Below are 22,942 nucleotides of genomic sequence, written 5' to 3' on the forward strand. Positions count from 1 at the left end.
CAAGGGGAGGTCACGGGGATTCGCGCGAGGCGGCGCGCCCGGGTCGCGTGGGCGTTTTTGTCCCCGGCGCTCGTCGTGACGGCTTTCGTGGCGCTCTACCCGCTCTGCGACACCCTGTATCTGAGCCTCACGAACACCCGCCTCGGAAGCGAGGAGCCTCCGCGGTTTGTCGGGCTCTCGAATTATGCCGAGCTCGTCCACGACGGGTTTTTCCTCGACGCGCTGCTCCTCACCGTGTTCTTTGCGGTGATCACCGTGATGCTGGAGCTCGCCCTCGGCCTTGGCATCGCGCTGCTCCTCGATGCGCGTTTCAAGGGGCGCTCGGCCGTGCGCGCGGCGATGCTCGTCCCCTGGGCCATTCCCACGGCCGTGTCCACGCAGATGTGGAAATGGATGTACAATGACGTGTACGGCGTCTTCAACGACGTCCTCGTGAATCGCTTGGGGCTCGTTTCCGAGCCGATCGCGTTCACTGCGGATCCGAGGACCTCGCTCGCCGCGGCCGTGCTCGTCGACGTCTGGAAGACGACGCCCTTCGTCGCGCTGCTCCTGCTCGCCGGCCTGCAGCTCATTCCGCGCGAGCTTTACGAGGCCGCGCGCGTGGACGGCGCGACGCGCCTGCAGGCCTTCACGCAGATCACCTTGCCGCTCCTCCGGCCGGCCCTGCTCGTCGCGCTCGTGTTCCGGACGCTCGACGCATTACGCGTCTTCGACGTCTTTTATGTGATGTTCGGGAGCCGGCCCGACATGCAGACGCTGGCCACGTATGCCCACGAGATCCTCGTCAGCATCTCCGACGTGGGATACGGCTCGGCCGTCTCCACCGCGATTTTCCTGGTCATCGCCGTCTTCATCGTGATCTACGTGGCGCTCTTCCGGCGGAGGGAGGCATGAAGGCCCGGACCATGGCGCGGCGAGTGATCTTCGGAATGGCCGTGCTTTCCCTCGTCGCCTATCTCGTTTTTCCCTTCGGCTGGGCGCTCGTGTCCTCGTTCAAGACGAACGCCGAGCTCTTCTCGACGCCCGCGCGTTTCTGGCCCGAGCACCCCACGCTCGAACATTATCGTCACGTCCTCGCGAACGCCGATTTCCTCCATGCGGTGCTGAACAGCGTCCTCGTGGCGAGCTCCGTGACGCTCGTCTCCCTCGCCATCGGCGCGCTCGCGGCCTTCGCCCTCGGCCGGTATCGATTCCGTGGCCGGAGCGTCGTGCTCTACGTGGTCCTCTCGATGACCCTGTTTCCCCAGATCGCCGTCCTCGGCGCGCTCTTCCAGCTCGTCAATGCGCTCGGCCTCTACAACCGGCTGCCGGCCCTCACGCTGACCTATCTCGTCTTCACGTTGCCGTTCACCATCTGGGTGCTCACCGGATTCCTCGAGGCCGTGCCCGCCGAGATCGAAGAGGCGGCGTACATGGACGGCGCATCCCCGCTCCAGCTCTTCACGAAGATCATGCTCCCGCTCGCCGCGCCCGGGATGGTCACGACAGGATTGCTCTCCTTCATCGCCGCATGGAACGAGCTACTCTTCGCGCTCTCGTTCATGCAAACCCCGGACAAACGGACCGTGACCTACGCGATTCTCTCGTTCTCCGCGACGACGAGCTCGGCGTTCGAGGTGCCCTGGGGTCAGATGATGGCCGCTTCCGTGCTCGTGACGATGCCGCTCGTCCTGCTCGCGCTCGTCTTCCAGAGGCGCATCATCGCGGGGCTCACCGCGGGCGCCGTGAAGGGTTGAGCGAGCCTCGCCGCCCCGCATGCCTTGCTCGGGTACGGCACGCTTGATACGCTGAATGGCATGGACTCCACGGACGCGCATGTCGGAATCATCATGGACCTCGCCTGGGGTTGCTTTTATGCCGGCGCCCTCAATGCCGTCGTGCAGCTCGGCATTGCCGACCGGCTCGCGACGGGCCCGAAGACCGCGGAGGCGCTCGCGAGCGAGGCGAATGCCCATCCCTTGTCGCTTTACCGCGTCCTCCGCGTGCTCGCGTCGAAGGGCGTCTTCACCGAGGACGACGAGCGGCGATTCCACCTCACGCCGGCCGCCCAGCTCCTTTGCACGGGCGGACCGTTTTCCATGCAAGGCATGGTGCAGCTCGGCACGCTCCCGCCCACGATGGAGGCCGTGGCGCATCTGCCTCATACCGTGAAGACGGGCCAGTGCGCGTTCGAGTATCGCCACGGCGTCGGGTTTTTCGAATACCTGAGCCAGCATCCGGCGCTCGGCGAGGTCTTCGACAAGGCGATGGCCGGCGTCTCGGACGCCGACAACCGGGCGGTCGCCCAGGCCTACGATTTCGGCGCCGCCTCGCGGGTCGTGGACGTGGGCGGCGGCCTCGGTGGGCTGCTCGTCGAGGTGCTCCGGATCTACCCGTCGGTGCACGGCGTGCTTTACGATCGGCCCGAGGTCGTGGGGCAGCCGGGGCGTATCGCGGCTGCGGGGCTCGACGCGCGTGTCGACCGCATTGCCGGCGATCTCTTCACGTCCGTGCCGGAAGGCGCGGACATTTACCTGCTGAAGCGGATCCTGCACGACTGGGCGGACGATACGTGCGTGACCATCCTGAAGCATTGCAGGCGAGCGATGGCCGCGGGAGGGCGCGTGCTCGTCATTGATGCGCTCATGCCGCCGGGGAATACGGATCACCCGAGCAAGGCGCTCGATCTCTGCATGCTGACGGTCGTGCCCGGCCGCGAGCGCACCGAGGCCGAGTTCGAGGCGCTTTTTCAGGCCGCCGGTTTGAAGATCGCCCGCGTGATTCCGACCGCGAACTCCGTCGTCATTCTGGAGGGCATCGCGGCCTGACGTCGTGGGGCACGCCTTCCGCGCGTGTGGCGGAGGTATGCAGCGGCGCGCTGAGGGTTACCCGCGCAGGCGCTCGGTGAAAAACGCGAGCACGCGGTCGAGCGCCTGTCGCGTGGGGTGACCCGCCTCGTCGACGAGGTCGTTCGTCACGACCGAGTGGGCGCGCTGCGGGAGGCCCCAGCGGTTGCCCGGACCCGAGTCGATTTCGATGGTCTCGACCGCGGAGCCGAGCTCCTTGCGCAGGGAGACGAAGCGCTCGCCCGGGCAAAGTGCGTCGTGCGTGAATCGCATGGCGAGCACCTGCGCGCCGGCCGCGCATCGCTCCTTCACCGCGGCGAGATCACGCTCCGATATGTGCATGCCCGCGCGGCGCGCCGCGCCGAGGCCGATCGGGAGCGACGGCTGGCTCAGCACCGGCGCCGCGACCGTGGGATCGACCATGAGCGAGAGCGCGAAATTGCCCGTGATGCACATTCCGATCGCGCCGACACCCTTGCCCCCGAGCTCCGCGTGCACGTGGCGGCAGAGCGCGCGCAGCCAATCGACGAGGGGGCTCGATTCGTTCGCCGCGAGCACGGCGAACTCGCGCGAGATGCAGGCGCGCGCGAGCTCGGTGAGGGCGTAGGGCATCGAGAGCGGTTTTCCCGGCGTCCCGAAGAGTTGCGGCATGAAGACCGTGAACCCCTCGGCGGCGACGCGCTCGGCGAAACGAATCACCGAAGGCGTGATGCCGGGCATCTCGGTCATGATGACGACGCCGGGCCCGCTGCCGCGACGGTAAACGTCTTTCTCGGCGCCGTCGTGGGTGAAGGATTCGCGCTTGAAACCGTCGAGCTCGATGGCCATGGCCGCGCATGCTAGCGCGGATCCCTCCCTCAATAAAGGGACTCGACCGCCTGCTGATGCACTTCCTTGCGCTTGCGAACGACGGAGGGGGCCTCCGAGGGCATCGGCATGGGCGTGGACATGGTGTCGTCCGAGAATTCGTATTCGTAGCCCGATGGGGACTTCGACGGCGGGGCCGGGCGATCGGCCTCGGGCATGTCCTTGGCCACCGAGGTCATGTTCGCCGCGAGCTTGTCGAGCTCGGCGCTCGGCGTGCGCTTCGATTGCGCGAGGGCCGCCGCGGCGCCCTTTTCGAGCATCCCGCGCGCGCGTACGTACGAGCCCTGCTTGCCGAGCTCGAGTGCCTGGAGCGTCGTCGCGGACGCCTCGGCGAGCGCGGCCGAGAGCTCGACCGCGGGGTTTTTCGCCTTCGCGACCTCGGCCTCGTCGAGCGTCGTCCGCGCGCCGAGGTAGAGGTGCCGCTCGAGGCGGCCGGCCTGTTCGAGCGCGTCTTCGAACGTGAGCACCGCGTCGAGCAGCTCGATCGGCACGCCCGCCTTGCGCGGCGTCACCGTCATTCGAACGACGACGTCGCGGCTGTCCCCGCGCACGATGTCGCCGAGCGGCAAGTAGGCAGCGGCGCTGCCCGGCGAGATCACTTCATTACCAACGATCGTGTCGATCCGGACGCCGGGGCCGGGCGTCAGCCTGACCGAGGCCTGGCGGCCGTAGACCGTGTCGAGGCGATCGAGCTCCTCCCGGAAGAACCCCGCGAGTTTGTCCGCGCTCTCGATGTAGCGGTACCTCCCGCCGGACATGTTCGCGATTTTCCCCATGAGCGTCTCGTCGTAATCGAGCCCGAGCCCGAGCGTCGTGATCGCGACGCCGCGCTCGGCGGCCCTCTTCGTGGTGTATTCGAGGTTTGCCGCCTGGTTCGGGATGCCGTCGCCAAGGAGCACGACGCGGTTCACGCCATTCGGATTGTAATGCAGGAGCACCTGGTCGAGCGCCGTCTGGAGCCCGCCCGCCATTTCGGTCGTGCCGCTCGCCTCCATGGCCGCGATGCGCCGGCGCGCCTCTTCGCGGACCTCGTCGTCGAGCTCGGTCGATTCGAGGAGGACCTCGGCCTTCGAATGAAACACGACGACCGCGAGCCGGTCGCCATCCTTGAGCGAGTCGATCACCTGCAGGCTCGCGCGGCGCGCGGCCACGATTCCCTCGCCTTCCATCGAGCCCGAGGTATCGATTGCGAGCGCGACGTTCACCGGGCCACGCTCGCGCGCGGGGCGCGGCGCCGTGGCGATACGGAGGACGGCGTAGACCGTGCTGTCCCCGTTCGCGAGGAGCATGGGCGAACCGAGCAGCGCCTCCACGCGGACCGCGTTCGGATCTCGCGCGCCCGAGGGCGACGCGGCCGGTCCGCAGCCGAGGACGAAGAAGACGGCGGCGACGAGGAGGAGGTGTATCGACGAACGAAACGCGAGATCTCTCATGGCGACTCCGGAGCCCGCCTAAGACGCACGAAGGCGCCGGAAGATTTGGCGGCGTGTCAACAGGTCGCGCTCGTTCTGCCCGCGGATCTACGCCTCGTCGTGAAGGGCGGCCCCGCCCGGCGTGCGAGCTGGGACGTGCTCGGCCTCGTGCCCTCAGCGCGAATCGGGTAGGCTTTCGCCATGGTCTCCACCGTTCATTGCCCGAACTGCGGGGCGCCTGCGCAAGCGGGCAGCGCCGCCTGTTTTTATTGCCGCGCCGTACTCGCGTGGCCCGGCGCGCCCGGCGGCACATCGCAGGCGAGCGGACCCGGCGGCATGCCGGCCGGGGTCGTCGACGCGCTGCGCGCGGGCAACAAGATCGAGGCGATCCGGCTCTACCGAGAAGCGCGGAAATCCTCGCTCCTCGACGCGAAGAACGCCGTGGATGCTCTGGAAAAACAGCTCGGCCTCGCTTGAGCTCGGCTGAGGCGTGCCAGATCTTCGGAGGGACTTGATCGAACGGACGGCGTCCGTTATGTTGGACGACACCACGCTTTGTTGGAGGGTCGTCCGATGAACCAGCGCAGCGCTCGTATAATCGATCTTGACGAGGTGCGAAGGAAGCGCGCAGACGAGCAGCGCCGGAAAACAGAAGCGTCGCCGGTCGTGCTCGTCTGGGTGCCCGTCTGGTTCTGGGTGCCCGTCTGGCCCGCGATGTAAACGGGGAAGCGGCTCGCCGCGCGAGTTACTTCGCCGTGCTGGGCATACACATCATCATCGGCATCCCGCCGCACATCAACATCAAGGGCATACCGGCGGCCATCATGCGGGCCATGGCCTCGCCGCGCTCCTTCATCATGTCCATGGAAATGCCGTCGCCGGGGGTCAATTTGCAGGTCATCCCGTCCTTCGTCATTTCATAGGTCATACGGCACATCACCGGCATCATGCCCATGCCCATGCCCATGCCCATCATGCCGGGCATCATTCCCATCATGGGCATCATGGGCATCATCCCGGGCATCATGCCCATGCCCATCATGCCGGGCATCATGCCCATCATGCCGGGCATCATCCCTCCGGGCATGGGCATGCCGGACATACCAGGCATCATGTTCATCATGGGCATACCCTGCATGGGCGAGCCCATCATGGGCATCGACGAGGACATCATCGGCATCGGCATCGGCATGTTCATGGCGGGCATTGCGTTCGTCATGGCTCGGTCTCCTTTTCTGTCGTTCTCCACGCTCATACACGGCCGCAGTATGGTCCGCAATCCGGGAAATCCCGCTTTTTTGCGGTGTGCCCGGAACGGACTGAAAATTCTCTTTTCGCTCCGTCCCGGTTGCGCGTAAGATCCCGGCCCATGCGTCGATGCTCTCTGCGTCCGATTCTCTCCTCTTCCCTCTTTCTACTCGCCGCCGGAACTGCCGGCTCCGTCCATGCCGCGGATACGTCGACCCTCGGCAACCTCACGCTCCGGCCCACGATTCACGCCGTGGGCGTCACGGCCGTGGTCTCGGGGGACGATGACGGAGACGCCGCCGTGAAGCTCGCGTTTCGCAAAGCCGGCGACGCGAGCTTCACGTCCGGCCATCCGCTCCTCCGCACGTCGGGCGGGCGCCGCGGCAGCGCCCTCTTTCTCGAGCCCGCGACGGAATACGAGGTGCGCGTCACGCTCGACGATCCCGACAACGGCGCGCCCCAGGAGGTCACGGGCACGATCCGCACGCGTGACGACGCACCTCCGCCGCAGGGGAGCAAGCACCTTTACGTGGACGCGAAGAATGGCACGGATGGAAACGACGGATCCCAAGGCAAGCCGTTCAAGAGCATTGGCGCCGCGGCGTCCGCGGCGGGCCCGGGGACGGTCGTGCACGTCGCGGCCGGGGTTTATCGCGAGACCGTGACGGTCGAGGGGAATCACGGCGGCGCCGCGGGAAACCCCGTCTGGTTCGTGGCCGAGCCGGGCGCGATCCTCGACGGCTCCGATCCGGCGCTCGAGGACGGATCGGTCTTCCAATCGGAAGGCAATGGGATCTACGCGGCGCCTTTCTCCGGGGCCTCGCAGTACGTCGCCGTGGACGATGTGCGCCTCTACGATTACGGCTCCCTCGCGGATCTCGAGGCCGCCGCCGCGGGCCTCGCCGGCGGGTTTTACGTCGACGCTGCCGCGGGCAAGATTTACTTGAAGCTCCCCGACGGCGGATCGCCCGCCGGGCATACGATTCACGTGGCCATCCGCAACGTCGGCATTCTCCTCGACACGGTCACCGACGTCGTGGTCGAGGGCTTCGAGATTCGTCACCTCGGCGCCAACGCCGAGGGCGCGGGCATCGACGTGCGCGACACGGCGCGCGCGTGGGTCCGGAAAAACCACATTCACCACATGAATGCCGGCATCCGCGTGCGCAGGCCCCTCGCGGCGGAGAACGTCATCGAGGACAACGTCGTCCGCGACACGAGCATCTGGTCGTGGCCGTGGAGCTCCGTCAAGGCCCATACCCCCGAGGCGAGCGCCATCGGCATCACGGGCGGCGCCGGCAACGTCGTTCGGCGAAACCAGCTCTCCGGCACGTTCAATGGGGTGTACATCGGCAGTTTCGACGATTCTTCGGAGGCGGTCGCCCCGGATACGGACGTCTACGAGAACGTGCTCGCCGAGCACGGCGACGACGGGCTCGAACCCGAGGGGGCCTGCGTGAACGTGCGCCTCTGGAACAACCACATGCGCGGCGTGCTGAACGGCGTGTCGCTCGCGCCGATCGAGGTCGGCCCGCTTTTCGTGGTGCGCAACGTGATCGACGGCTTCAAGGAGCACGCGCTCAAGGTGAACAACGGCTCGCAGGGCTTCATGCTCGTCTATCACACGACGAGCCGCCCGGCTGCCGAGCTTGCGGAGGCGCAGGCGATCGCCCCGACGATTCCGTTCGCGAATTTGATCACGCGGAACAACATCTGGGCGTCGCACCGTTACGTCATCGAGAGCAGCATCACGCCGAGCGGGCCCGTGGACCTCGACTGGGACAATCTGTTCACGGACATCCTCGACGGGACGCCGCGGTTCGTGAAATGGCTCGACGTGAAGTATGCGAGCATCGCAGAGCTCGCGGGCTCGGGCACGATCGAGAGCCACGGGTTCCAGGTCGAGCCCCAGTACGAGGACGCGGAGGGCGGCGATTTCACGCCGGTGGAGGGCAGCGGGCTCGTCGACGTCGGCGTGGTGATCGAGGGCATCAACGATCGATTCGTGGTCGGCACGGCGCCCGATCTCGGCGCGTTCGAGCGCGGAGGCGTGGGGCCGCTGCCGGACGGCGGATTGCCCGACGGCGGCTCCGGGGCCTCGTCGAGCGGCGCCGGCGGAAGCGGCGGGGAAGGCAATGGCGCGGGCGGCAATGGCGACGGCGCGGCCGGGGACGAGGGCGGTTGCGGGTGCCGCCTCGGGGACGGCGCGGCGCCGGGGATCGGGCTTTATGCATTCGGCGCGCTTGCCTGGGGGCTTTCGCGACGGCGGCGCGGAGCGAAAGCGAAGGGCTAACGGGCCACGATCACGACGACGGTGGTGTCGTCGGTAGCCGGTTCCTCGACGGCTCGGAGCAGGGCGTCGACTCCACCGTCGGGGGCCGAGTTTTTCTCGACGATGATGTCCCGGATCCGCTCTGGGTCGAGGGACGACCAGAGGCCATCGGTGCATAGCACGAAGCAATCTCCGGGCTCGACCTCGACGGTCCGGGTATCGAGCTGGTCGGGCCCCTGGAGGTGTCCGAGCATTCGCGTGGACACGCTGGCGTGTGTTTCGAGCAACTCCATCTCACCGCCCTGGGCCTCCACGTAGCTGCGCAGGGTGTGGTCGCGGAGCAGTAGCTCGATCGTACGGCCGCGGATACGGTAAGCCCGACAAACCCCGACCTGCGCGACACTCATGCGATTTCCACACCAGGCATACAGGGCGGTGCACGAGGTGGCGTGGTGCGAAAAGACGCGATGAGGCCAGCGGCGGCGATCCCGCAGCGCATCCGCGGCGTCGAGGGAGGCATGCAGCCGGTCATCATCGCCGCGCCTTTGCAGCAAAGCTTTGTATACCTCCTCCTGCCGGTCGTGCATGGCCCGCATCGTGGAATTCGCCGCCCACAGGGCCGCCCGGAGCCGAGCCTCGCCATCCTCGACGCTGCCCGTGTCGAGCGCCTCGGCAAGGGCTGCGAGTCCGGGATCCACGCCGAAGGGCGCGTAATAACCGCCGTACGTCGGGCCGGAGGCGTCCGCGACGAGGAAAAGGCCGCGGCGCTCGTCGATTCGCCATCGGTCGTCGTTTTCACCGTGCGTGCACGCGAACGAGCGCGTGCTCATTCGCGTGCGCGCAGCGGCGTGGAGCGCGAGGGAGGGCGGCATCCCTCAGAAGCTCATTTTCATTCCCACGGACCTCGGCCCTACGAAAAACTCGGGGCGCGCGGCGAGGTCTTCCCGCACGAGGACCTTTTGCTTGGCGACGATCCCCGCGATCAGCATGGCCGCCCCGCCGGCCTGGACGAGGCCGTCGAAGACGAGGAGGGGCCTCGCGATGTTGTCGGATCCGCTGAAATCGCCCGCCCCGGCGACGATGAATGGGCCGATCACGGGCACGAACAGCGCCGGCCAGGGGGCCCGGTTCGATTCGGCCACCGCCCCGCCTACCGCCGTGAAAAAGTAAAACGTCCCGAAGACCACGCTGCCCGCGATGACGAGCCCCTTGCGAACGCGTTCCTCGAGCACGTATCCCGGGGGAACGAGGCCTCCCTTGTACGGCATGACGGGCTTTTGCTCTTCGGCCTCGGCGGCGGGATAACCATACCCGGGAGGCGGAGGCGGATACCCCGGTTGTCCGTACGGATAAGGATAGGGGTACGGATACGGGTACGGGTACGGTGGCTGGCCCGGCTGCGCGCCGGGCGGCGGCGTGCCAGGCGGGAGCGGCGCCGCCGCCGTGGGGGGCGGTGAGCCCGGCGCCGGCGCTGTCGTGGCCGGGGGAGGAGGGGCTGGCGCAGGGAGCGCCTTCTGCGACTGCGCCGCAGACGTGGCCGGCGCGCCGAGCAAACCGACGCCGAGGGACACCGCGCCGAGGTGCCTCGCGTATTTCTGCCCTACCGTGATATGCCAGCTCAAGGTCGTTCCCTCCCGGCTCGGCCCGTGATCTGCGGACCGTGCGGACATCGTATCTCGCACCGGCCTCGCGCTGCAAGCTGAACGAAGGGGGCCTGATCGGCCCGACGATCCGCGTACGCGAGTTCCGTGGCCTGGAAAGCCTCGGGCCGGGCTCGAGGTGCCGTCGGAAAAAGCCGAGGGCCCCATTCCGTCGCCGTCAGCGATTGCGGGGACGCCCAAGGCGCTTTCGTGCGCGATGCCTTTCAGCACGATCCGCACGGGGCCGTGCGAGCGCAGCACTACCCTCGATCATCCAAGTCGCGCGACGATCGGGGAGACCGGAAATTCCTCCGCTCCGAGGAGCCGTGGCAATGGACCGAAAGTGTGTCGTGAAGCGCAGGCAGAGTTCCTATCGTCCGGCCCCAGCGGACAGACGCGCGCTCGCCGCAGCGCTGGCTCCTTTTCTGCTCCAGGCCGTCGGATGCACGAAGCGTGATCGGCCGGAGGAGCCCTCGATCACGACGCATGCACCGGATCCGGTGATCGAGGATGCGCCGGCGACCCCGGCGTCCGTCGAGGTCACGCAGAATGGCCTGACGATCTCCTTCGAGCTCGCATTCGAAGAAGACGAGAAAAGCGGCTCCGGCGCGCCTCGAATGGCGCGCGCCGTGCTCGGCTTGAAGGACGCCGCGACAGGAATGCCCGCGACCGGCCTCGGGCCGCGTGTATGGCTATCCGAACGGAAAGAGGGGGCGGCCGCGCTCGATCCGGATGCCTGTCGAAAGCTCGTCGCGAGCTTCGCCGGCGGGTTCCTGTCGGCGCGGCCGGCGGCTGTCCTCGATGGATACCTCGTCCTCTCGCTCAATGATGACCCGACGCTCTCGATCATCGACCCTCGCGTCGCCCTTTCGCGAACCAAGCTCCAGAGCCTCGTGGCCTTGCCCGGCCAGGCTGCGGATTGGGCAGCCGCGCCGGAGGGCGCGTCGGTGTTCGTGACGATCCCGGAGCGCGACGTGGTCACGGAGGTCGACGTGCTCCGCGGACGCGCGCGAGGCAGCGTCGAGGTCGGGGATCGACCCACGCGAATCGTGGCCCGCGGCAAGGGCCGCTCGTTCTGGGTCGCGAACGACGGCGATGGAACCGTGAGCGTGCTCGATCGGGACGCGCCCGAAAAGCGGCAGACGCTCGCCGGAGGCGAAGGCCATCAGGAGATCGTTTTCGTCGCGGGTGGAGAGCGCGCCTGGGTGTCGGCATCCGGCAGCGAATCGCTTCGTGTTTTCGACGCGGAACGAGGCGCGCTCCTCGCCGACGTGAACGTGGGCAAGGGCGTCGTCGCGGTCGCGGGCAGCGACGAGGCCTCGATGATCCTCGCGGCGCGCGAGGATGGCGAGCTCGTGATCGTCGACGAAGCGGGCCGGACGGTCACCACGCGGATCCCAATGGGCCGAGGAGCTTCGTCGATCGCATTCGCGCCCCCCGGCAGGTTCGCCTGGATCGTCCAGAAAGACGCGGGCGCCGCGCACGTGTTCGATGCGTCCCAAGGCAAGATCGTACGGACGACGAATGGTTTGTCACGGCCGGACCATGTCGTGTTCACGCGCCATTACGCCTACGTGCGGGAGCTCGGATCGAGCCACCTTTCCATGTTCGGGCTCGCCGGCATCGAGAAAAACGAATCGCCGAAGCTCGTCCAGGTGGCGATGGGGCAAGCGGCGCCGGGCGCGATCGACGCTCCGACGTTCGCTGCCCCGATGGCCCCTTTGCCCGAAGGAGGCGGCATGATCGTCGCGCATCCCGTGGATCGGAATCTGTATGGTTACGTCGAGGGAATGATGGCGCCCGTCGCGACGCACCCCGCGTACGGGCGTTCGCCGCGCGCCGTTCGCCTCGTGGATCGATCGCTGCGCGAAACGGAGCCGGGCGTCTACGAGGCGCCGCTCCGTCTCGACCGTGGCGGCATTCTCGACGTGGCCGTGCAGCTCGAATCGCCCCGCAAAATCACGGCTTGCCTCGAATCGTCGCTCCCCGAGGCCGAGCCGCGCCTGCGGGAGGAGCCCTTCGAGCTCGAACCACTCTTCGATCCGGGCGAGCGGCTCGTCGCCGGGCGCCCCGCGACGCTCCGCTTCCGGCTGCGGGAGCCCGTGCAGGCGCGCGCGCTCACGGTGCTCTTCGCGCGGGACCCTGCGGGATACGCGTGGCGCGGCGTTCCGCGCGACGAGGGGGAAGGCGTGTATTCGGTCAACGTGAACCCGTCATTGCCCGGACCATATCGGCTGGTCGTGCGTTTGTCCGGGGGCGACGATTCGCTCGGGCGGCGCGCGTCGCTGCGGCTCGGCGTTCGGGCCCGGGAAGGTGGAACATGAAGCGTAAGATCATCTTGGCGCTGCAGGTCTCGCTCGGGCTCTTGCCCGCGCTCGTTTCCGCGCCGGTCGTGGCCGAGGCGCCGCCCGCTGGCCCGAGGGCGAACGAGGACCCGGCGGCGCGATACTTCACCAATACGGAGGTCGTGGATCAGGACGGCAAGGTCCGGCATTTTTACGACGATCTCCTGCGAGGAAAGAAGGTGCTCATCAACGTCGCCTTCACGTCGTGCAAGGGCGCCTGTCCGGCCATGACGGCGAACCTCGCGAAGGTGCAGCGGCTCCTCGGCGCGCGTGTGGGCAAGGACATCCACATCCTGACGGTCACGGCCGATCCGGAGAACGATACGCCGGCCGTGCTGAAACGGTATGCGGATCAGTATGGCGCCACGGCCGGATGGTTTTTCCTGACAGGCGCGCCGGACAACGTGAACAAGGTGCTCGGCAGGATCGGGGGCGCCTTGCGCAAGCCCGAGGACCACGCGACGACGCTCTACGTCGGTAATCTCTCGACGGGGAACTGGGTGAAGACCCAGGCGACGGCGCGCCCCGAGGACATCGTGTACCTGGTCGATCACATCGACGATCCGCAGCGGTGACATGGAACGGACAAACAGGAATGAGAGGCGCGCGCGTGTCCTCATCGTCGTTTGCGCCGCCTTGCTGGCGCAGGGATGCGAGGATTCGGCCGATGGGAAGGGCGCGGTGCCCATTTCGCTTCCATCTTCCGGGGCCGACGTGCGCGTCACACCCATCGCCGAGGTCGTCGTGCCGGACGTGGAGCTCGTCGATCAGGACGGGCAGACGGTACGTTTTCGCGACGCGCTCGGCACGGGCGCTTTTGCAGTCCAGTTCGTCTTCACGACGTGCACGACGATCTGCTCGCCCATGACGGCCGTCTTCGCGCGTGTCGCCCGGGACCTCGGGGATTCTCTCGGCCCCGACGTGCGCCTTTTGTCCATCACCCTCGATCCGGCCATCGATGGCCCCGAGGCATTGAAGCGTTATGCGGACAAGTTCGGGCGGCGCGAAGGCTGGACATTTCTCACCGGCCGGCCGGATCGTCTTTCGCGGGTGATCCGCGCGCTCGGCGGCGAGGCCAGGGTCAAGGAGGAGCATCGCCCGCTCACCGTGCTCGGCGATGGACGGGGGCGGTTCGTCCTCGTCGACGGGCTCGTCTCCCCCGCGCGCCTGCGCGCCGAGCTCTCGGCGCTCCGTTCGCACGCGGAGAATGCGGAGGCGCCGTGAACACGCGCTGGGGGATGGGCGTCTTCGTAGGGCTCGGTTGTGCAATGCTCCTCGGAGGGGTGAGTGGGCCCGACGCAGATGCGCCAAGGAATGCAGGGTTGGATTGTAAAACCCTGGGACCTGAAGCGCGACGCGGGAAGGCGATCTATCACCAGGGCCGGGCCCGAGATGGATGGCCCATCGTGGGTCTGCTCGGCGAGGGAGGCGCCGCGCTTTCGGGCGAAAGCGCGGCGTGCGCGCGTTGCCACGGTGTTTCGGGCGAAGGAACCGAGGAGGGCGGCGTGGCCGCGCCGGCGCTTCTTGCGGAGCGCCTGTTTGTCCCCGATGCACGAAGAGGTCGCCCCGCCCATGACGACGCGACGCTCGCGGCTGCAATCCGGGAGGGACGGGTCGGGTCGCGGCGCCTCGGACCGGCGATGCCGAGGTTCACGCTCGGTATGCCGGAAATCGAGGACCTGAGGGCCTATCTGCATTGCCTCGGGCACGAACGCGAGCCGGGCGTGACCGAGGGCGCGATTCGCGTGGGCGCGGCCTGGCCGCTCTCGGGCCCGAGTGCGGCGCAGGGCAAGGCGCTCGCGGCGGTGATCGCCGATGTATTCGCCGAGGTCGAGGCGCAGGGCGGGGTGTTTCGGCGTCGCATCGAGGTCGTGATCGAGGATTCCAGCGGCCCCGGGGGCGCGATTGCGGCGGCAGAGCGCCTCGCGCGGCGTGACGTGTTCGTCGTGCTCGCCAGCGCTCCCACGACCGAGCCGCTCCGGGACGACGACGGCGAGGAGATCCCGCACATCGGTCCGCTCGGGTCCGCACCTCGGAATGCCGAGCGCGTCTTTCAGGTGCGGCCCGGCTTCGACGTCCTCGCGCAGATTGCCATCGGGCACGCGGCGACCGCGGGGCGAACCTCCGCATTTCACGTGATCGCGCACGACGACGCGTCGGGTCGGGCGCTCCGCGACGGGGCCGCGCGCGAGGCGTCCCGGCGAGCCCTGCCCACGCCGTCCGAGCGGCTCATTCTCTCGGATCATTTCGACGCGACGGCGGCTGCCGCCGAGGTGCACGCGCGTGCGCCCGGTGGTATTCTCTTTGGCGGGACGGCGGCAGAGCTCGGTGCGTTCGTCCGGGCGCTTGCCGCCGACGTCGACGTGGCGATCTATGCCCCATCGGCGATTCTCGGGGACGATCCCGCGGCGCTCGATCGTCGCGCCGCGGACCGGACGACGTTCTTGCATGCGGGCCTTGTCGACGATCGGGTCCCCGCATTCGTTCGCGACTTGCGCGCGCGGCTCCATCGGCGCGGGGCCTTGGCCGGTTCGATCGGGCTCGCCGCATCGGCGGAGGTCGCCGCGCGGATCCTGATCGAGGGCCTTCGCCGCGCAGGGAGCCGGCCGACGCGGCGGGGGTTCGTCGCCGCGCTCGAGACATTGCGTGATTTCGAGGTCGGCTTCTCGGCGCCGGTCTCGTTCGGCCGCGGACTTCGCACCGGCGTGATGGGCGCCTACCTCGTTCGGGTCGATCCGGCCGCGCGAGAAATCGTGCGCGTGTCGGACTGGCTCGTGGCCTCTCCTCTTCCCTGAACCATTCCATCGAACATCCTCGTGTGGCTCATCGATTCGATGTGCCGGGAGTATGCCATGCCAAACATTGGGAATCGTTTCTGGAGATGTGTATCCATCGCTCTTCTGATCTCGGGGTGTGGCGGGAGCGAGCCCGACGGGCCGTCGCGCTCCGATGCGATGGAGGAGGACGCTGTTTTCCTCGGCGGCGCGCGTGACCATGAACAGATTGTCCCGCCTCCGGGAGGCCGTACCATCGTGGCGCGCGTCGTCGCCATCGACCAGGTGTACGTGTACAACCGGTTTGGCGCGTGGAACCCCGATGGGATGATCTACGCGCTCGAGCGGGACGTCGTCCCCATCGATCCGTCGATGCCGATCGGCCCCGGGAATGCGATGCTGGATCCCCGGAAACGACCGCGGCCGCTCGTGCTTCGGGTCAACGAGGGCGACAATCTGGTCGTTCATTTCAAGAACTGGCTCGCCCCCACCGTGGACGACATCTCGGCGGACGCAGAGGTGCCGTTTCACGTTGGAGGGGACGTCGGGTCGGATTCGACCGCGACCCGGCGCGCCTCGTTCCACGTGAACGGGCTCCAGGCGCTCGATCAGGTCTCTCTCGGCGGAAACGTCGGGTACAACAAGGCCTCCCTCGTCGCGCCGGGGCATATGGGCACCTATCGATTCCACGCAGACCACGAGGGCACGTTCCTCGCGCATAGCGGCGGGGCCATGACAGGCGGCCAGGGCCTCGGGGGGCAGACCGTGCTCGGGCTCTTCGGCGCCGTCCACGTCGAGCCGCGGAATGCGGTCTGGTACCGTTCGCAGCTCACAGGCGACGATCTCGCGGCCGTGGCGACCTTCGATCAGGGCCCGCTCGTGCCGCCGCGTATCGATTACGACGCGACGTATCCGGACGGGACGCCCATCGTACGCATCCTCGACGAGCGGGATGGCGCGCTCGAAATCGTGCACAGCGATCTCAACGCCGTCATCACCGGCTACACGAGCACCGACGCGGGGACCGTGAACTCCAAGGATCAGGGCCATTTCCGCGAGATGACGGTGCTCTTCCACGACGAGCTCCGGGCCGTGCAAGCGTTTCCCGAGCTCGACGCGGATCCGAGCCTGCACGGTGTGCGCGACGGCTTCGGCATCAATTACGGCGCCGCGGGCCTCGGCGCGGAGCTGCTCGCCAACCGCGCCCGCCTCGGGCCCGCCGCCGACTGCGCCGAATGCAAGTTCGAGGAATTTTTTCTTTCGTCCTGGGTGAACGGCGATCCGGCCATCGTCGTGTCGCGCGACGAGGAGGGGGATGCGGCGGAGGCCCTCTTCCCGGACGATCCGTCGAATGTTCATCACGCTTATCTGGGGGATCCGGTCCGCATCCGGAACCTGCACGCAGGCCCCAAGGAGACGCACGTCTTCCACCTGCATGCCCACCAGTGGCTGCAAACACCAGGCAATGAGGGCGCCATGGTCCGTGATTCACAGACCGTCGGCCCCGGCAGCACGTACACGTACGATTTGATGTTCGGCGGCGCGGGCAACCGTGTCCTCACGCCCGGGGATGCGATCTTCCATTGCCATCTCTATCCTCATTTCGCGCAGGGTATGTGGGGGCTGCTCCGTGTGCACGACGTCTTCGAGGACGGATCCGCGTCTCGCAGGCTTCCGGACGGCGAGATCCCGAATGGCACCCCGACCCCGGCCGTCGTCCCCATTCCCCAGCGCGGCATGGCGCCGATGCCCACGTTCGAGAGCACGCAGGTCGTCGTCGCGGGGAAAAAGGTGACGAGGCCGGCGATGCCGGGATATCCGTTCTACATTCCCGCCGACCCGGGCCACAGGCCGCCGCAGCCACCCCTCGACATGGTCTTCGATGGCGGGTTGCCGCGACACAAGGTGAGTCACGTGCCCGAGGAGGCCATCGTGCGCGGCGACGGGGTCGCGCGATTCGACGTGGAGATCCTCCAAGCGGAGCTCATGCTCCTTCCGCAGAACGGGACGGCGTCGGAGGAGCGAGCCATGTCCTTTCACGCCGGAACGTTTCCCGGCGGAAAGCCCGACGTGACGCTGCACGGCTGGCCAGGCGCGAGTTATCCGACGCGTACGCCGCTCGGATACACGGCCCGCTTCTTCGTCAATGGCAGGGCCCCCGCGAAGGGCGCGCCTTTCGCCGATCCGTGCCCCAAAAATACCCCGCAGCGCACGTTCCGCGCCGCGTACATCGAGATCAACGGATTGCTCAACCAGGCGGGCTGGCACGATCCTCAGCTCCGGATGACCGTGCTCGAAGAGGACGTCCCCGCGACGTACGCAGGCAAGAGGCCGCCGGAGCCGTTTTTCTTCCGTGCAAACTCGAACGACTGCATCCAGTACGAGGCGACGAACCTCTTGCCCAAGGCGCTCGACGAGGACGCTTTCCAGGTCCGCACGCCGACGGACACCACGGGGCAGCACATTCACCTCGTTCAGTTCGACGTGACGAGCGCGGACGGCTCGTCGAACGGATTCAATTACGAGGACGGGACGTTCACCGGCGGGGAGGTCGAAGAACGAATCGCGGCGGCGAACCTGAGCGGCGGCGCCATCGCGCCGAACGGCGCACGCTTGATGCTGACGCCGAAGGCGCACCCGCGCATCGCCGAGGCGCCGCTCGGCGCGCAGACGACCACGCAACGCTGGTGGGCCTCTCCGATCGTCGACGACCTCGGCCGGGATCGCACCTTGCGCACCGTGTTCACCCACGATCATCTCGCGGCGAGCTCGCATCAGCAGCACGGCCTTTATGGCGCCCTCGTGATCGAGCCCGCGGGCTCGACGTACAAGGATTCGAGGACGGGGATCCCTTTCGGGACACGGCCCGACGGCGGCCCGACGAGCTACCGCGCCGACGTCCTCCCGCCCGCCGGCAAAGCGTTCCGCGAATTCAACCTCGCGTTCGCCGATTTTGCGCTCGCCTACGACAAGTACGGCGAGCCCGTGAATCCACCGGGGCGCGTCGAGGCGGCCCTGCCGCTCGCCGTCGAACAAGTGCCCGTCCCGCCGGAGGCCATCTCCGCCGCGGATCCGGGGACCATGCTGATCAATTACCGCAACGAGCCCATCCCGCTGCGCATCGGCGCGTACGACCCCTACGGCGAGTTCGCGCAGAAGCCCGGTCCGAAAGGGGAGATGCACAACGTCTTCCGCTCGGACCTGCACGGCGATCCCGCGACGCCGCTGCTCGAAGCCTATCCGTCGGACCCGGTGCAGATTCGTTTGATCCAGGGGGCCCACGAGGAGCAGCACGTGTGGACCCTCCACGGGAGCAAATGGCTCCACGAGTACGCCGATCCCGACAGCGGATACTCGAACGCCGACGCGATCGGCATCTCGGAGCACCTCGAATTCGTGATGCCGGACAGCCGGTGGGCGAGCTACAGCGGCGTCGACGCCGTCGATTACCTGTACGCGAGCGCGCCGACGGACGATCTCTGGAACGGCATGTGGGGGCTCATGCGCTGCTATGCGGAGCGAAAGCCTTGGCTGAAGCCGCTCCCGGGCTCCCCGTGGGCAGGCGTGTCCGTGGGCAAACATTACGACACGGACCCGCGCGTCTGTCCAGCAGGCGCGCCGGTGCGCGCGTATCACGTCGTCGCCATCCCTGCGGCGGGGAATCTGCCTGGCGATCGGCTCACGTACAACGACGAGTACGATCTCTTCGACCCGGAGGCCATTCTCTTCGTCCGCGAGGAGCATCTCGACGATCTCCGTCACGGGCTGCGGCGCCCCGAGCCGCTCGTCCTGCGCGCCGCCGCGGGCGAGTGCATCCAGGTGACGCTGCGAAATGAGCTGCCGGAGACGTTGCCCCAGTCGCCCCACTGGAGCTACTACCCGCCGATCGTCGACGGGTTCAACACGAACCAGGTGCGCAAATCGAGCCATGTCGGGTTGCACCCGCAGCTCGTGACGTACGACGTGGGCGTCTCCGACGGCGCGAACGTCGGGAAAAACCTCCCGCAGACCGTGGCGCCGGGCGAGGAGCGCACCTACGTCTGGTATGCCGGCGATTGGCAGGGCAAACAGCCGCGGCCCATCGAGTTCGGCGCGATCAACCTGCGCAACATGGCGGACGTGGTGCACGGAGGGGCGCACGGCGGCGTGGGCACGCTCGTGATCGAGCCGGCGCTCGCGACCTGGGTGGTCGATCCCGACAGCGACGCGCAGGCCACCGTGACGTACCCGGGCCTCGGGGGCGCGAGCTCGTTCCGCGAGTTCGTCCTGCTGCTCCAGGACGACGTGCCCCTGCGGTCGAACGATTCGCGCTTCCTCTGCGAAAATGGTGATCTCAACTGCGGCAACGCCATCCGGAACCTCGGCGGGGAGGACGACGCCGAGGACACGGGGCACAAGGCGTGGAACTACAGGACCGAGCCGATCTGGGCGCGCCTGGGGCTCCGTCCCGAGGTCGACTTCAATGAAATCAACGAGCGGCAGCTCGGCGGCATCCACGATTCGCTCGTGTTCGGAGATCCGGCCACGCCGATTTTCCGGGCCACCGTCGGGCAAGCCGTGCGAATCCGGCAGGTCCAGCCCTCCGGACACGCGCGACAGCACGCCTTCACGTTGTGGGGCGCCGCGTGGTACCGTCGCCCCTATCTCCTGCAATCGACGGTGATGGGCGCGAATCCCGACGCGCTCGTGATCGCCACGCAAGGTGGGGCGAGCGTCCAGACGGCCCACGACATCCTGCCCCTTTACGGCGCCGGCGGGAAATACGGCGTGACCGGGGATTTCCTCTACCGGGACGAGGGCAGCTTCGGGTACACGGACGGCCTCTGGGGAATTTTGCGCGTGTCCCCCTGAACGGCCGCGTTCGGCCCGGCGCTTCGTCGCCTCACGGCGTGGCGCCGGGCCGGAGCTCCGTGCGAATGCGCAGCGATTCCGCCTCGATCTGCTCCGGCTCGACGCCGATCTCCGAGAGGAGCATCTCCGCCAGCCGAACGGCGACCTCGGCCTCCTCGTAACAGACGGCCGTGGCGCGGTGCGTCTCCAGCGCCTCGCGCTCGCTGATGTAATGGGCACGCACGAAGATCGGCAGATCGGGCTGGAGGCTCCGCACCACGTTGACCACCGCGGCCCGCGTCTCCGGGTTCGGCGTGGTCACGACGAGGTAATCGGCGGTCTCGATGCCCGCCGCGTGGAGGACCTCGGCCCTGCGCGCGTCGCCGTAGACCGCATTTCGGCCCGTGTTCGTCAGCTCGGTGACCGTGTCGATGCTCAATTCGACGATGACCGAGCAGACGTCGAAGCGATCCAGGATGTCCACGGCCGTACGGCCGACGGGGCCATATCCCACGACGATCGCGCGGACGTCACAAGCGCGGACCGGCTCTTTCGGGACCTGCTCGCGGAGCGCCTCCCCGCGCGCCTCGGCGCGGCGGTTGAGCCCTCGCCAGAGGGTCGGGCGGCGGCGCAGCCATTCTTCGAGGGGGTCCATGAGCCGGAAGAGCAAGGGGTTCAGGGCGATGGATGCAATCGCGCTCGCCACGAGCACGCTGCGCCCCTCGGTCGGGAAGAGGTCGACCTTGTTCGCCGCGTCGGCGAGGATGAACGAGAACTCGCCGATCTGCGCGAGGCCAATCGCGACCGTGAGCGCCGTCCGCACCGAATACCCGAGGACCACGACCACGAGGAGCGCGGCGAGGGGTTTGGCGAGCAGGATGATCGCGAGCACCGAAAGGACGAGCCCGGGCTGCGCGAGGAGCGAGCGCGGATCGAATTGCATGCCGACGGTGACGAAGAAGAGCACGGCGAACGCGTCCCGCATCGGGAGCGCATCCGCGGCGGCCTGGTGGCTGACCTTCGATTGCCCGACGACCATGCCCGCGAGGAACGCGCCGAGCGCCATCGACGCGCCGAAAATGACGGCCGAGCCCGTGGCGACGGCGAGCGCGACCGCGAGGACGGCGAGCGTGAAGAGCTCCCGGCTGCGGGATCGCGCGACGAGCGTGAGAAACCACGGGACGGCGCGCGCCCCGAAGACGAGCACGATCGCGATGAGCGCCGTGAGCTTCACCAATCCGATGCCGATGACCCCGACGGCCTGGGCAGGCGAGGCGTGCGCGCCCCGCAAAGACGCGAGGACCGGGACCATGAGGAGAATGACGACCGTGAAGATGTCCTCGACGATGAGCCACCCGACGGCGACGTGGCCGTGCGGCGTTTCGAGCGCGTCGTGATCGGTGAGCATGCGGATCAGCACGACCGTGCTCGCCACGGCCACGGACATCCCGAGCACGAGCCCGGCCGAGGTGGACCAGCCGAACGCGACCGCGACCGCGGTCCCGAGCGCGGTGGCGATGAGGCTCTGCACGACCGCACCCGGCACGGCGATGCGCCGGACCTTGAGGAGATCGCCGAGGTGGAAATGCATTCCGACGCCGAACATGAGCAGGACGATGCCCACCTCGGCAAGCTGGGAGGCGAGCTCGAGGTTCGCCACGAATCCCGGGGTCCGCGGGCCGACGACGATGCCGGCGAGGAGGTAGCCGAGGATGGGCGAGGCGCCGAGCCGTTGCGTGACCATTCCGAGCAGGAGCGCCGCGAGGAGCCCGCCCGTCAGCGTGAGGATGAGGTCGTAGGCATGCATTCGTCCAAGGGGACGAAGAGCAGGAGGCGGACCCGCTGAGGGAACCCGACGAGCGAGCATCTTGGGAGCGATTTCGCCCGCTCGCTCGGCGCGAACATCACGCGATGGCGCGCACGACGCCGCCGTCGACGAGGAGCGCGGCGCCCGTGGTGGCCGACGCGCGAGCGCTGCACACGTAAGCGATCATGGAAGCGACCTCGTCCGGCGTCGCGAATCGCTGGATGATCGAGGTCGGCCGTGCCGTCGCGAAGAACTCGCGCTCGACGGTGGCGACGTCCACGCCGCGCGCCGCCGCGAGCTGCGCGACGAACGCGCCCACGCCCTCGGACGACGTCGGGCCGGGCAGGACGCTGTTCACGGTGACGCCGGTGCCGCGCAGCGTCTCGGCGATGCCCTTCGCGACCGCGAGCTGCGCCGTCTTCGTCATGCCGTAATGGATCATCTCGGTCGGGATCTGGATCCCCGACTCGCTCGACACGAAGACGATGCGGCCCCAGTTGCGCGCCCGCATGCCGGCCACGTAATGGCGCGAGAGCCGGATGCCGCTGAGCACGTTCGTCTCGAAGAACCGGAGCCAGTCCTCGTCCGGGATCTCTTCGAATGGTTTGGGCTCAAAGATTCCCATGTTGTTGACGAGCACGTCGACGTCGGGGAGCTTCGAGGTCAGCGCCTGGCATCCGGCCGCGGTCGAGAGGTCGGCCGCGATGCCGTCGATGGTCGCGCCGGGCAGCGCGCGCCGGAGCGCGTCCACGGCGCCTTGCACGCGGGCCTCGGTCCGCCCGTTCACCGTCACGTGCGCGCCCTCGCTCGCGAGCGCGTGCGCGGCGGCGAGGCCAATTCCCGCGGTCGAGCCCGTCACGAGCGCTCGCTTCCCCGTCAATCCGAGATCCATGTCTTCCTCCTTGTTCGGGCGGATGCTAGC

Annotated in this window: 17 protein-coding genes; 10 read left to right on the forward strand and 7 right to left on the reverse strand. The window is 68.0% G+C overall.

Annotated features, from left to right (window positions below):
* Positions 1-18: 18 nt before the first annotated feature.
* Genes QHF84_RS23455 through QHF84_RS23465 form a run of 3 tightly spaced genes read left to right on the forward strand, consistent with a single transcriptional unit; the run spans position 19 to position 2,807 of the window.
* Entirely contained in the window at positions 19-894 is an 876-nt protein-coding gene (locus QHF84_RS23455) for a sugar ABC transporter permease (protein ID WP_348652875.1), read from the forward strand.
* Positions 891-1,736: a carbohydrate ABC transporter permease gene (locus QHF84_RS23460; protein ID WP_281315616.1), complete on the forward strand. Its 846-nt coding sequence runs from the start codon at positions 891-893 to the stop codon at positions 1,734-1,736. The genes QHF84_RS23455 and QHF84_RS23460 overlap by 4 nt, the downstream gene beginning before the upstream one ends.
* Positions 1,737-1,796: 60 nt before the next feature.
* Positions 1,797-2,807 carry a methyltransferase gene (locus QHF84_RS23465; protein WP_281315617.1) on the forward strand — a complete coding sequence of 337 codons (1,011 nt, stop codon included), beginning with the start codon at positions 1,797-1,799 and terminating at the stop codon, positions 2,805-2,807.
* Between the two features lie 57 nt (positions 2,808-2,864).
* On the opposite strand, the gene QHF84_RS23470 is transcribed toward QHF84_RS23465, so the two are convergent.
* Together QHF84_RS23470 and QHF84_RS23475 are read right to left on the reverse strand one after the other, a co-directional pair.
* Positions 2,865-3,653: a dienelactone hydrolase family protein gene (locus QHF84_RS23470; protein WP_281315618.1), complete on the reverse strand. Its 789-nt coding sequence runs from the start codon at positions 3,651-3,653 to the stop codon at positions 2,865-2,867.
* Positions 3,654-3,682: 29 nt separating this feature from the next.
* Positions 3,683-5,125 (reverse strand): VWA domain-containing protein, encoded by a 1,443-nt coding sequence (locus QHF84_RS23475; protein WP_281315619.1) that lies wholly within the window; start codon positions 5,123-5,125, stop codon positions 3,683-3,685.
* Positions 5,126-5,305: 180 nt separating this feature from the next.
* Here QHF84_RS23475 and QHF84_RS23480 point away from each other — a divergent pair, with 180 nt between their 5' ends.
* A complete protein-coding gene (locus QHF84_RS23480) occupies positions 5,306-5,581 on the forward strand; it encodes a zinc ribbon domain-containing protein (RefSeq protein ID WP_281315620.1) in 276 nt (91 codons plus the stop codon).
* Between the two features lie 268 nt (positions 5,582-5,849).
* Here QHF84_RS23480 and QHF84_RS23485 read toward each other — a convergent pair whose 3' ends face one another.
* Positions 5,850-6,323, reverse strand: a complete 474-nt coding sequence (locus QHF84_RS23485) for a hypothetical protein (RefSeq protein WP_281315621.1) — start codon at positions 6,321-6,323, stop codon at positions 5,850-5,852.
* 150 nt (positions 6,324-6,473) lie between these two features.
* Between QHF84_RS23485 and QHF84_RS23490 the strand changes: the two genes are divergently transcribed.
* A complete protein-coding gene (locus QHF84_RS23490) occupies positions 6,474-8,645 on the forward strand; it encodes a right-handed parallel beta-helix repeat-containing protein (protein ID WP_281315622.1) in 2,172 nt (723 codons plus the stop codon).
* On the opposite strand, the gene QHF84_RS23495 is transcribed toward QHF84_RS23490, so the two are convergent.
* Together QHF84_RS23495 and QHF84_RS23500 are read right to left on the reverse strand one after the other, a co-directional pair.
* Positions 8,642-9,496, reverse strand: coding sequence for a SpoIIE family protein phosphatase (locus tag QHF84_RS23495; RefSeq protein WP_281315623.1), 855 nt, complete (start codon positions 9,494-9,496; stop codon positions 8,642-8,644). The two genes, QHF84_RS23490 and QHF84_RS23495, sit on opposite strands and share 4 nt — an antisense overlap.
* A gap of 3 nt (positions 9,497-9,499) precedes the next feature.
* Complete coding sequence (locus QHF84_RS23500) at positions 9,500-10,246, reverse strand: hypothetical protein (RefSeq protein ID WP_281315624.1); 747 nt, start codon at positions 10,244-10,246, stop codon at positions 9,500-9,502.
* Positions 10,247-10,596: 350 nt separating this feature from the next.
* Between QHF84_RS23500 and QHF84_RS23505 the strand changes: the two genes are divergently transcribed.
* The 5 genes from QHF84_RS23505 to QHF84_RS23525 all read left to right on the forward strand — a co-directional run bounded on the left by QHF84_RS23505 (position 10,597) and on the right by QHF84_RS23525 (position 20,234).
* Positions 10,597-12,588: a hypothetical protein gene (locus tag QHF84_RS23505; RefSeq protein WP_281315625.1), complete on the forward strand. Its 1,992-nt coding sequence runs from the start codon at positions 10,597-10,599 to the stop codon at positions 12,586-12,588.
* Positions 12,585-13,184, forward strand: coding sequence for an SCO family protein (locus QHF84_RS23510; protein ID WP_281315626.1), 600 nt, complete (start codon positions 12,585-12,587; stop codon positions 13,182-13,184). The genes QHF84_RS23505 and QHF84_RS23510 overlap by 4 nt, the downstream gene beginning before the upstream one ends.
* 1 nt (position 13,185) lies before the next feature.
* Positions 13,186-13,833 (forward strand): SCO family protein, encoded by a 648-nt coding sequence (locus QHF84_RS23515; RefSeq protein ID WP_281315627.1) that lies wholly within the window; start codon positions 13,186-13,188, stop codon positions 13,831-13,833.
* Between the two features lie 182 nt (positions 13,834-14,015).
* Positions 14,016-15,404 carry an ABC transporter substrate-binding protein gene (locus tag QHF84_RS23520; RefSeq protein WP_281315628.1) on the forward strand — a complete coding sequence of 463 codons (1,389 nt, stop codon included), beginning with the start codon at positions 14,016-14,018 and terminating at the stop codon, positions 15,402-15,404.
* A 237-nt stretch (positions 15,405-15,641) separates the two neighbouring features.
* A complete protein-coding gene (locus QHF84_RS23525) occupies positions 15,642-20,234 on the forward strand; it encodes a multicopper oxidase domain-containing protein (protein WP_281315629.1) in 4,593 nt (1,530 codons plus the stop codon).
* Between the two features lie 31 nt (positions 20,235-20,265).
* Here QHF84_RS23525 and QHF84_RS23530 read toward each other — a convergent pair whose 3' ends face one another.
* Positions 20,266-22,020 carry a cation:proton antiporter gene (locus QHF84_RS23530; protein ID WP_281315630.1) on the reverse strand — a complete coding sequence of 585 codons (1,755 nt, stop codon included), beginning with the start codon at positions 22,018-22,020 and terminating at the stop codon, positions 20,266-20,268.
* A gap of 97 nt (positions 22,021-22,117) precedes the next feature.
* Positions 22,118-22,912, reverse strand: a complete 795-nt coding sequence (locus tag QHF84_RS23535) for an SDR family NAD(P)-dependent oxidoreductase (protein WP_281315631.1) — start codon at positions 22,910-22,912, stop codon at positions 22,118-22,120.
* Positions 22,913-22,942: the final 30 nt, after the last annotated feature.

The organism is Polyangium sp. y55x31 (assembly GCF_029946505.1).
Classification (GTDB): Bacteria; Myxococcota_A; Polyangia; order Polyangiales; family Polyangiaceae; genus Polyangium.